The sequence below is a fragment of the Streptomyces sp. TS71-3 genome (genome assembly GCF_018327685.1).
GTDB lineage: Bacteria > Actinomycetota > Actinomycetes > Streptomycetales > Streptomycetaceae > Streptomyces.
The window spans coordinates 5497924-5508209 of sequence record NZ_BNEL01000001.1; the positions used below are offsets into that span (position 1 = coordinate 5497924).

At 72.5% G+C, this 10286-nt stretch carries 10 protein-coding genes; 8 read left to right on the forward strand and 2 right to left on the reverse strand.

Annotated elements, in window-relative coordinates; genetic code table 11:
• Nucleotides 1-8 precede the first annotated feature (8 nt).
• From Sm713_RS22445 to Sm713_RS22460, 4 genes are all read left to right on the forward strand, one after another.
• Nucleotides 9-764 (forward strand): SDR family oxidoreductase, encoded by a 756-nt coding sequence (locus Sm713_RS22445; protein WP_212911343.1) that lies wholly within the window; start codon nt 9-11, stop codon nt 762-764.
• Between the two features lie 138 nt (nt 765-902).
• Complete coding sequence (locus tag Sm713_RS22450; RefSeq protein WP_212911344.1) at nt 903-2483, forward strand: ABC transporter substrate-binding protein; 1581 nt, start codon at nt 903-905, stop codon at nt 2481-2483.
• Between the two features lie 101 nt (nt 2484-2584).
• Nucleotides 2585-3277 (forward strand): uracil-DNA glycosylase, encoded by a 693-nt coding sequence (ung, locus tag Sm713_RS22455; RefSeq protein WP_212911345.1) that lies wholly within the window; start codon nt 2585-2587, stop codon nt 3275-3277.
• A 354-nt stretch (nt 3278-3631) separates the two neighbouring features.
• Complete coding sequence (locus Sm713_RS22460) at nt 3632-4084, forward strand: hypothetical protein (protein WP_374196062.1); 453 nt, start codon at nt 3632-3634, stop codon at nt 4082-4084.
• Nucleotides 4085-4897: 813 nt separating this feature from the next.
• Here the strand turns inward: Sm713_RS22460 and Sm713_RS22465 are convergent.
• Nucleotides 4898-5521, reverse strand: a complete 624-nt coding sequence (locus Sm713_RS22465) for a TetR/AcrR family transcriptional regulator (protein WP_212911347.1) — start codon at nt 5519-5521, stop codon at nt 4898-4900.
• Nucleotides 5522-5661: 140 nt separating this feature from the next.
• Between Sm713_RS22465 and Sm713_RS22470 the strand changes: the two genes are divergently transcribed.
• From Sm713_RS22470 to Sm713_RS22485, 4 genes are all read left to right on the forward strand, one after another.
• Nucleotides 5662-6942 carry an FAD-dependent monooxygenase gene (locus Sm713_RS22470; RefSeq protein WP_212911348.1) on the forward strand — a complete coding sequence of 427 codons (1281 nt, stop codon included), beginning with the start codon at nt 5662-5664 and terminating at the stop codon, nt 6940-6942.
• Between the two features lie 56 nt (nt 6943-6998).
• The gene (locus tag Sm713_RS22475; RefSeq protein WP_212911349.1) at nt 6999-7904 is read left to right on the forward strand and encodes a Gfo/Idh/MocA family protein; all 906 of its coding nucleotides are present in this window, start codon (nt 6999-7001) and stop codon (nt 7902-7904) included.
• Between the two features lie 126 nt (nt 7905-8030).
• Nucleotides 8031-8690, forward strand: a complete 660-nt coding sequence (locus Sm713_RS22480; protein WP_249416439.1) for an HAD family hydrolase — start codon at nt 8031-8033, stop codon at nt 8688-8690.
• 272 nt (nt 8691-8962) lie between these two features.
• Nucleotides 8963-9673, forward strand: a complete 711-nt coding sequence (locus tag Sm713_RS22485; RefSeq protein ID WP_212911350.1) for a type 1 glutamine amidotransferase domain-containing protein — start codon at nt 8963-8965, stop codon at nt 9671-9673.
• Between the two features lie 194 nt (nt 9674-9867).
• On the opposite strand, the gene Sm713_RS22490 is transcribed toward Sm713_RS22485, so the two are convergent.
• Nucleotides 9868-10047, reverse strand: a complete 180-nt coding sequence (locus tag Sm713_RS22490; RefSeq protein WP_212911351.1) for a hypothetical protein — start codon at nt 10045-10047, stop codon at nt 9868-9870.
• Between the last annotated feature and the right edge of the window lie 239 nt (nt 10048-10286).

Genomic DNA, 10286 nt, shown 5'->3' on the forward strand with positions numbered 1-10286 from the left:
AGACCCCAATGACACAGCAGGACAGCGGCAAGGTCGCGCTGATCACCGGCGCGAGCCGCGGCATCGGCTACGGAGTGGCGCAGGCGCTGGTGGCCCGCGGAGACCGGGTCTGCATCACGGGCCGGGGCGAGGAGGCCCTCAAGGAGGCCGCCGAGAAGCTGGGCGCGGACCGCGCGCTGGCCGTGCCCGGCAAGGCGCACGACGAGGCGCACCAGGCGCTCGCCGTCGAGCGCACCATGGAGACCTTCGGCAGGATCGACTTCCTCATCAACAACGCGGGCACCAACCCCGTGTTCGGGCCGATGGCCGACATGGACCTGGGCGTCGCGCGCAAGGTCTACGAGACCAACGTCATCTCGGCGCTCGGCTTCGCCCAGCGCACCTGGAAGGCGTGGCAGCAGGAGAACGGCGGCGTGATCGTCAACATCGCCTCCATAGCGGGCGTCGGTGCGTCCCCCTTCGTCGGCGCCTACGGCATGAGCAAGGCCGCGATGATCAACCTGACCCTCCAGCTCGCGCACGAGTTCGCCCCGCGGGTGAGGGTCAACGCCATCGCGCCGGGAGTGGTCAAGACCCGCTTCGCGAAGGCCCTGTACGAGGGCCGCGAGGAGGAGGCGGCCGCTGCCTACCCGCTGGGCCGGCTCGGCGTGCCCGAGGACGTCGGCGGCGCGGCGGCCTTCCTCACCTCGGACCAGTCGGAGTGGATCACCGGCCAGACCCTGGTGGTGGACGGCGGCATCTTCCTCAACGCGGGTGTCAGCTGACCGGCCGGTAACCCTCGACACGCGTTCTCTCCTCGATAGGTGACTACCCCTCACCTTTGCCGGGGTGCGGCGGATCGGGCGGCTCGGCGCTGCGGTATCGTCGGCCGACTCATGGCGTGACCTGATCGAGGAGAGCGCGTGTTCAACCGGATCCGATGTGTACGGCCCCTTGCCGCGACCGTCTCCATATCCGTGCTTGCCGGATGTGGGCTCATGTCTTCGGACGACGCCGGTCACGGACAGCAGATCGCCGTGGGAACGACCAGCGCCCCCAGCACGCTGGACCCCGCAGCAGCCTGGGACGGCTCGTGGGAGCTGTTCCGGAACATCTACCAGACGCTGCTCGCCTACCCTGACGGCGCCACGCAGCCCAAGCCGGACGCCGCCGAGAACTGCAGGTTCACGGATTCCGGAAAGCGCACCTACCGGTGCACGCTCCGCTCGGACATGACGTTCTCCAACGGGGACACGCTCGACGCGCAGGCCGTCAAGTACTCCATGGACCGGATAGGCAAGATCAACGCGCCGGGCGGTCCCGCCGGACTGCTGGGCAGCCTTGACCGGGTCGAGACCAAGGGCGACTCGGTGGTGCTCTTCAAGCTCAAGAAGCCCGACGCCACCTTCCCGTTCGTCCTGGCCACGCCGGCCATGTCCATCGTCGACCCGGCGGAGTACCCGCCCGACGCGGTCCGCAAGGGCAACGAGGTCACGGCCTCGGGACCGTACACGCTGAAGAGCTACGTCGCCGGCAAGCAGGCCGTGCTGGCCAGGAACGAGAGTTACAAGGGCCCGGCCCGGCTGAAGAACGACGGCACCACGATCCGCTACTTCCAGGACTCCCACGAAATGGTCCGGGCCCTGAAGAAGAAGCAGATCGACGTCACCGTGCGCGGCCTGGCCGCGGACGACATCGTGGCGCTCAAGAGCGGTGAGTCGCAGGAGGGCATCCAGCTGATCGAGGAGGCCGGCACGGAGACCAGCTACCTCGTCTTCAACCCGAAGGACCCGTGGGCCGGCAAGCTCCCGGTGCGCAGGGCGATCGCCCAGCTCATCGACCGGGGCGCCATCGCGGACAAGGTCTACCAGGGCACCGTCGAGCCGCTCTACTCGATGATCCCGAAGGGGGTCGTGGGCCACACCGCCGGGTTCTTCGACGAGTACGGCAAGGCCAGCGCCTCCAAGGCCCGCTCGATCCTCACCGACGCGGGCATCACCAAGCCCGTGCCGCTCACCCTGTGGTACACCTCGGACCGGTACGGCTCGGCGACCCAGCCGATGTTCGAGGAGATCAAGAGCCAGCTCGACGGCTCGGGCCTGTTCACGGTCACGCTCAAGAGCCGCCCCTGGACGGAGTTCGAGGCGGGTTACCAGAAGGGCGAGTACCCGGTGTTCGGGCGCGGCTGGTCGCCCGACTTCCCCGACCCGGACGACTTCGTCACGCCCTTCGTGGGGGACCAGAACGCCCTCGGCACCCCCTACGAGTCGCCGCGGATGACCGACGAGCTGCTGCCGGAGTCCCGCGAGGAGAGCGACCGCGGCGAGGCCGTGCAGGCCTTCGAGCAGATCCAGGAGATCATGCTCCAGGACGCGCGGCTGCTGCCGCTGTGGCAGAGCAAGCTGTTCGTGGCGGCGAGCGAGGAGATCTCCGGCGCCGAGAGCGCCTTCGACTCGGGTTCGATCATGGACATGTGGGAGCTGGGCCGGAAGACGAGCTGGTAGGACGGGTACGGGCCGGGTGTCAGTGGTCGCCGGTAGGTTCTCCTCCTGGCGACCGCATCTTCGCGCGGCCGTCGAGTGAACGTATCCCGGAGGAAGTTGACGTGACCGACACCGCCATGCTGCCCGAGTCCTGGCGCGGCGTCCTCGGCGAGGAACTGCAGAAGCCCTACTTCGCGGAGCTCACCGAGTTCGTGGAGGAGGAGCGGGCGAGGGGTCCCGTCTATCCGCCGCGCGAGGAGGTGTTCGCCGCCCTCGACGCGACGCCCTTCGACGAGGTGAAGGTCCTCGTCCTCGGCCAGGACCCCTACCACGGCGAGGGCCAGGGCCACGGCCTGTGCTTCTCGGTCCGCCCCGGAGTGAAGACGCCCCCGTCGCTGCGGAACATCTACCGCGAGCTCCAGGACGAGCTGGGCCTGCCCGTCCCGGACAACGGCTACCTGATGCCGTGGGCCCGCCAGGGCGTCCTGCTGCTCAACGCGGTCCTGACCGTCCGCGCCGGCGAGCCCAACTCCCACAAGGGCAAGGGCTGGGAGAAGTTCACGGACGCCGTGATCAGCGCCGTGGCCGAGCGCCCCGACCCCGCGGTCTTCGTGCTCTGGGGGAACTACGCCCAGAAGAAGCTCCCCCTCATCGACGAGAAGCGGCACGCGGTCGTCAAGGGAGCCCACCCCTCGCCGCTCTCCGCCCGCAAGTTCTTCGGCTCACGCCCGTTCACCCAGATCGACAAGGCGGTCGCCGAGCAGGGGCACGCCCCGATCTCCTGGCGCATCCCCGATCTGGGGGCGGCCGGCTAGCACCTCCGGACGGCCTCCCCCTGCCGGGAACCGCCACCGAGAACACATCGGAGAGCACCATCGCGGCTGCGGCGCCTGGCCCCGCACTGCAAGGAACGTCCCACGCGACCTTGCCCGGGGTGGGGTCCGGGGCCTGGCGCGCGGCCCGTCCGCGGCCTCCGGCACCACGCGTACGGCCCCGCCGTCACCGCCCTGGCCCAACCCCGGATGCCGGGCGGGGCGGCCCACGCCATTGTCGGTGGCGGTGGACAGCGGGGTGACGCGGCGCCGGGCCGCCGTGTCGTCGTGGGCCGGAGCGTGGAGGACGCGGTGGCGCAGTACCAGGAAGGCGCGGAGCCCACGGCCGACGACGCCATGATGACCAGGATCGGTCAGGTGATCATGCTGCACCACGGAGGCGACCGCGAGGAGGCTCGCGGCCGCTTCCTCGCCCTCTGGTCGGAGATCGGCGAGGACGGCGACCCGTTGCACCGCTGCACCCTGGCCCACTACATGGCGGACACCCAGGACGACCCCGTCGACGAACTGGCCTGGGACCTGCGCGCGCTGTCGGCCGCGGAGGAACTGACCGTGCTGCCGCCCGCTCCCGGCACCCCGGGTGGAACGCCCGCCGCCCGGGCCTTCCTTCCGTCGCTGCACCTCAACCTGGCGGCGGACTACGACCGCCTCGGCCGCCCCGAGGCGGCACGCAGCCACGTGCGCCGCGCCCGCGGCGCCATGGCCGCCCTCGGTGACGACCGGTACGGAAGGAGCGTGCGAGACGCCATCGGCCGGCTGGAACAGAGACTCACCGACAAGTCGACATAGCGACGACGCGTCGATACCGGCCGTCCCGTTGCCTCGGCGACCCTTCGGTCGCGGTCCCGACGGCCCGCGGCAGCCCGGTGCGGGCGCCGCCGGGAGCGGTGGGGGAAGACCGACAACAGGAAGCGCGGCCGGGCCGCGTCACGTGCTCACGGCCACATGCCCATCCCTCCGCACCCGGCCACCCCTCTGCCGGCCGGAGCCGCGGGTGCGAGCGGGCAGGCGCCGGCTCCGGGCGGGACCAGCCAGAGCGGTCCGACGGGGCCGGCGGGGATCGGCACGGGGATCCGCGGGGCGGGTGCGGCCGGGTAGGGCGCGTTGGGCACCGCGGGCGCCGGCTGGGCCGGTGGCCGCCGGACCCCACCGGGTGGCGCGCCCACACGGCCGCGCGCACCCGGGAGCGCCCCCGGTGGTCCGTCGCGCCTCGGCTCGGGCGCCCTTGAGCGGTCCTTGCGGGCCATCCGCTCCAGGGCCTCCAGGGCCGGCGCCCGGACCGTCCGCGGCGGCTTCGCGTCGTCCGGAGCCGTCGCGAGGCCTGGCGAGGGGCCTGTCCGTGACGCGGTCGCCCCGCCCGGCCGCGACGTGCCCGGCGGCGACTGCACGCTCACACAGGCCGTGACGGTCGAGACGGCCGTGACGATCAGGAGCGCCGCTGATGTCGTGGTTCTGTGCACTCGGGCAACTCTGCTGAGTCGTGCCCCTTTTCATGTGCATATGAGCCCTGTATGGCCCTTACGAGTGATCACCCGAACGGATGGCCCACCCTGCGGACCCGGGTCGCCGAGGGGGTCTTGGGCGGCCTACGGCCTGCCGTGATCAGGGGTGGCCGGTGCCGACCAGGCCGGCGAGGAGCTCGCGGACGCTGAGCCGCAGTTCCTCGGCGGACGGGACCTCCGCGTGGTACGAGCCGGCCACGCACGAGAACATCATCCCGTCGCACCAGGCGGTGAGCGACAGTGCGTGCCGCGCCGGGTCCGTGGAGCCGGCCGCCGCGACCATGGCCGTCAGCGGATCCCTGAAACGCCGGCCCGCGGCGTCGAAGAACTCGCGGAGCTCGGGGCGCCGGGTGGCCTCCAGGGCGAGTTCGTAACGGGCCGTCAGCAGCTCCCGGTATCCGCTGAGGTAGCGGTGCAACGCAAGGGCGAGGCCGTCGGCCAGCGCCTCGGCGCCGCCCCGCGGGTCCGGCATCTCGTCGGGCGTGAGCACGCTCGCCTCGCGCTCCGCGAGCCTCCGCACCGCCGCCTGGAGCAGTGCGAGGCGCGTGCGCGCGTGATTGGACGTGGAGCCCGGCGGAAGGCCCGCCGCCTCGTCGACCGCCCGGTGCGTCAGCCCCCGCATGCCCCGCTCCGCGAGGAGCTTCAGTGCCGTGTCGGCGACGGTCTCGGCCCGGGAGGAGCGCTGGTGGGAGCCGGGGGATCGGGCGGGGGTGCGTGCGGACATGCCCCCAACCTACCTGCGGCACTGCGGATGTAGTACGTTCGAGGGCGGCTGCCACTACAGGTGTAGTGACCATGGCGTTCCCGCCCGGTATCCGGCGCGGGCGACGGGGCACGGGGACGGACCGGCGAGGGGAGAGTCCGATGCGGAACAGCACAACGGGCGGGGCGGGTGAACGGGCGCCGCGCGCCGTGGTCATCGGCGGCGGCATCGGCGGCCTGACCGCCGCGGTGGGTCTCCACCGGCGCGGGTGGCGCGTGACGGTGCTGGAGCGCGCAGGCTCACTGGCCCCGGTCGGCGCCGCGATCGCGCTGTCGCCCAACGCCCTGCGCGCCCTCGACGTGATCGGTGCAGGTAAGGAGGTCCGCGCCCTTGCCGCCTGGGAGGGCGACGGCGGCCTGCGCACCCCGTCGGGCCGCTGGCTCGCCCGCACGGACGCCGAACGCAACGAGGCGAGGTTCGGCGGCCCGCTGGTGCTGCTGCGCCGTTCGACGCTGGTCGACCTCCTCGCCGCGCGGCTCCCGGACGGCGCCGTCCGCACGGGGTCCCAGGCCGCACTCGCCGACGTGGGAGACCCGGGACACGCGAGCGCACCGGGTGCCGCCGAGCCCGGCGGTGCTCCGCCGGCATCCGGCCGCCCTGCGCGGGTGACCACCCCGGACGGCGACCTGGAGGCCGAGCTCGCCGTCGCCGCCGACGGCGTCCACTCCGGCGCCCGGGCCGTCCTCTTCCCGGACCACCCCGGTCCCTCCTACGCCGGATTCACCACCTGGCGCCTGATGGTCCCGGCCCCCGGCCCGTTCGCGCCCCACGAGACCTGGGGCCGCGGCCTGCTGTGGGGCACCCAGCCGCTCAAGGACGGCTCCGTGTACGCCTACGCCGCCGCCGCGGCACCGCCCGGCGGCCACGCCCCCGACGACGAGCGGGCCGAGCTGCGGCGCTTCTTCGGCCACTGGCACGAGCCGGTCCCGTCCCTCATCGACGCCGTGCCCGCGGACGAGGTGCTGCGGCATGACGTCCACCATCTCGCGACACCGCTGCCCGCCCTCCACAGGGGCCGGGTCGCGGTGCTCGGCGACGCCGCGCACGCCATGCCGCCCACCCTCGGACAGGGCGGCAACCAGGCCGTCGAGGACGCCGTCGTGCTCGCCCACCACGCCGACCCCGCCGCGCCCGCCCCCGACCTCGCCGGGTACACCCGGGACCGGCTGCCGCGCACCACGGCCATCGCGGCCCGTTCGGTCAGCACCAGCCGAATGATGATCACCCGGCGTTCCGCGGCCGCCGTCGCCCTTCGGAACGGCGCCATCGCCGTCCTCTCCACGCTCTTCCCCGCGGTCATGCTGCGCAGTTTCGACGAGGTGGCCGGCTGGCGGCCGCCGGGGGCCACGTATGCTTCCCCGACATCGGAGCACACCCCCTGACACCACGCTCCGTGGCGAGAACGCCATCGACTGCGACGAGAGCTGAGGAGACCCGGGTGAAGGTCGGCTGCATCGGACTGGGTGACATCGCCCAGAAGGCGTATCTGCCGGTGCTCACCGCCCTGCCGGGCGTCGAACTCCACCTGCACACGCGGACGCCCGTGACCCTGGCCCGGGTCGCCGCCGCCCACCACATCCCCGCCGAGCGCTGCCACGAGGACCTGGGCGGGCTGCTCGCGCAGGACCTCGACGCGGCGTTCGTGCACGCCCCCACCGCGGTGCACCCCGAGATCACCGGGCGGCTGCTGGAGGCGGGCGTACCCACCTGCGTCGACAAGCCGCTCGCCTACGACCTCGACGACTCCGAACGGCTCGTGGGCCTCGCGGAGCGGCGCCGCACCAGCCTGATGGTGGCGTTCAACCGGCGCTACGCCCCCGCGTACGCGCAGTGCGCCGAGCACCCGCGCGAGCTGATCCTGATGCAGAAGAACCGGGTCGGCCTGCCCGAGGAGCCCCGGACGTTCATCCTCGACGACTTCATCCACGTCGCGGACACCCTGCGCTTCCTGGCACCGGCCGCGATCGACCACGTGAGTGTCCGGGCCCGGGCGGCACGCGGGCTGCTGCACCACGTCGTGCTCCAGCTCGGCGGCGACGGCTTCACGGCCCTCGGCGTGATGAACCGTCTCAGCGGCTCCACCGAGGAGATCCTCGAAGTCTCCGGGCAGGACACCAAGCGGCAGGTGGTGAACCTCGCCGACATCGTCGACCACAAGGGCCAGCCGAGCGTGCGGCGGCGCGGCGACTGGGTTCCGGTGGCACGCCAGCGCGGCATCGAGCAGGTGGTCCTGGCCTTCCTGGACGCCGTGCGCGCCGGCACCGTGCTCAGCGCCCGGGACGCCCTGGCGACCCACGAGTTGTGCGAGCGGGTGGTCGCGGCGGTCGGCGAGCAGACCGCCTGAGCGACGGGGCCCGCCACGAGGACGGGCACCAGCGGCGGCCGGAACAGTGCCATGGGCCTTGACCCGGGCGGTCCGCCGGGCCGCGCCGCACCCTCCGCGGGCGGCGTGGGACCTACGCTGCTGTGGATGATGCAGACCTTCGTGTTCGACGTGGGGGAGACCCTCACCAAGGACGACCGTTACTGGGCGGGCTGGGCCGACTGGCTGGGCGTCCCGCGGCACACCGTCTCGGCGCTGGTGGGCGTCGTCGTCTCGCAGGGCCGCGACAACGCCGACGCGCTGCGGCTGCTCAGCCCGGACATCGACGTGGACTCCGCGTACCACGCGCGGGAGAGAGCCGGACGCGGCGAGTACCTTGACGAGAGCGACCTCTACCCCGATGTGCGGCCCGCGCTCGGCCGACTGCGCGCGCTCGGCAAGCGGGTGATCGTGGCCGGCAACCAGACGGCACGCGCGGGGGAGCTCCTGCGCGACCTGGACCTTCCCGCCGACGCCGTCGTCACCTCGGGGGACTGGGGTGTCGCGAAACCGGACCCGGCGTTCTTCGAGCGCGTCCTCGAACTGGCCAAGGCGCCCGCGGAGCGGACCGTCTACATCGGCGACCACCCTGTCAACGACGTCTTTCCGCCGAAGGCAGCCGGCATGCGCGTCGCCCACCTCCGGCGCGGCCCCTGGGGGCACCTGTGGGCGGACGACCCGGACGTGGTGGCGGCCGCCGACTGGCGCGTCGCATCCCTCATCGAACTCACGGAACTCACCGAACTCAGGGACGCCGCCGGCGAATGAGCCCCGCGCGGTCCACCGCGATGCGCCCCCCTGCACCACCCGGCTCGGCAGGCCGCCGGCGCACACGCCCCTCGCCCGCGCCGCAGGTCCGCGCCCGCGCCACAGTCCCGCGCGCGGCCACGGCGGACGCGCGGCCACCCACGGCCGCGGGCCGTCACCCCGCGCACTTGGCTGCCGGAGCGCCCCGTTACGTGTCCGGAATGAGGGGGACCCCGAAAGGAGCAGCCGTCCCGCCGGGGGCGCCGGACAGACCCGTGCTGAGGGAGACCGTCATGCCATCGATCCTCATGGTGCTGACCGGAGCGACCCGGTGGAGCCTGAAGGACGGAACGCAGCGCCCGACCGGCTTCTGGGCTGAGGAGTTCGTGGAGCCGCACAGCATCCTCCGTGCCGCCGGCGCCCGCATCACGCTGGTCACCCCGGGCGGGCGGCGGCCCGTACCGGACGAGCTCAGCCTGAGGTCGGAGATGAACGGCGGCGACCCGGCGCGCGTGGACGAGATGCGCTCGTACCTGGACGAGGTGGCCGACGCACTCGACGCGCCGGGGCGGCTGGAGGAGGCCGACGCCGCCGGGTTCGACGGCGTCGTCATCCCCGGCGGGCACGGCCCGATGCAGGACCTGGCCGTGAACGAGGAGGTCGGCGCACTGCTCGCGGCCGTCCTGCCCGACTTCACCAAGGTCGTGGGCGCGCTGTGCCACGGACCCGCCGCCTTCATGCCGGCGGGCACCGAGGAGGGCTGGCTGTTCAGGGGCCGGGCGATGACGTCCTTCACGGACGAGGAGGAGCGCCAGACGGGGCTCGCCGGCAATGCGCCCTGGCTGTTGGAGTCGCGGCTGCGCGCGGCCGGGGCGCGTTTCGTTGCGGGCGCTCCCTGGTCCTCGCACGTCGTCGTGGACGGCAACCTCGTCACGGGCCAGAACCCCGGTTCCGCACGGGAGGCCGCGCAGGCCATCGTCAAGGAAATAGGTGTGCGCACCTGACCCCCCGCGGCCGAAGGCGCGGCAGAAGAGAGAGCCCCGGCCGGTCACGCGCCCGCCGGGGCTCTTCGGTCGTCGGGGAAGTCGGTCGGGTTTCCCGGATGGGGCGGACGAGCCGCCGGGGGAGTGGCACCCACGGGGGGTGCGGTGGGCCGGGCGCCAGGGGCGCGCACGGCCCGAGCCGAGCGTGCGGAAGGTCAGGCCGCTTCGATGATCTCCCAGCGCATCGCCTCGGCCCACTCGGTCACCAGTGCCTCGTACACCCGTCGCTGGTCCGTCGAGAGCGTGCCTCCAGCACGCAGCCACAGCGCACGGATCTGCTCGTTCACCTCAGCAGAAGATCGCACGGGACGACGTGTCTCACGGATTGGGGACATGCCTTAAAGCTTAGGGGGTGAATATGACTGCGGCTCCGCTCCGTCAGTAATCCATTGCCACCTGTAGTCACCAATGCGGCTCTGACCTGGCCTCTTGCGCGTGAAACAACCCTTCATATATCCGATGTGATGTTGGCCGCATCGGGGTTTGGCGTCAGAACAGCATTGAGAAGGCAGGTTTCCTGTGGCTTGCCCATGTCACGGGAGGACTTCCTGTGTGCCCCCGCCTCCCCTTGGGT

What these genes read in the sequence shown, in the direction of transcription:
- Sm713_RS22480 (WP_249416439.1), top strand. Translation starts at nt 8,031, where the DNA reads ATGATGCAGACCTTCGTGTTCGACGTGGGGGAGACCCTCACCAAGGAC.
- Sm713_RS22485 (WP_212911350.1), top strand. Translation starts at nt 8,963, where the DNA reads ATGCCATCGATCCTCATGGTGCTGACCGGAGCGACCCGGTGGAGCCTG.
- Sm713_RS22470 (WP_212911348.1), top strand. Translation starts at nt 5,662, where the DNA reads ATGCGGAACAGCACAACGGGCGGGGCGGGTGAACGGGCGCCGCGCGCC.
- Sm713_RS22445 (WP_212911343.1), top strand. Translation starts at nt 9, where the DNA reads ATGACACAGCAGGACAGCGGCAAGGTCGCGCTGATCACCGGCGCGAGC.
- Sm713_RS22465 (WP_212911347.1), bottom strand. Translation starts at nt 5,521, where the DNA reads ATGTCCGCACGCACCCCCGCCCGATCCCCCGGCTCCCACCAGCGCTCC.
- Sm713_RS22460 (WP_374196062.1), top strand. Translation starts at nt 3,632, where the DNA reads ATGATGACCAGGATCGGTCAGGTGATCATGCTGCACCACGGAGGCGAC.
- Sm713_RS22490 (WP_212911351.1), bottom strand. Translation starts at nt 10,047, where the DNA reads ATGTCCCCAATCCGTGAGACACGTCGTCCCGTGCGATCTTCTGCTGAG.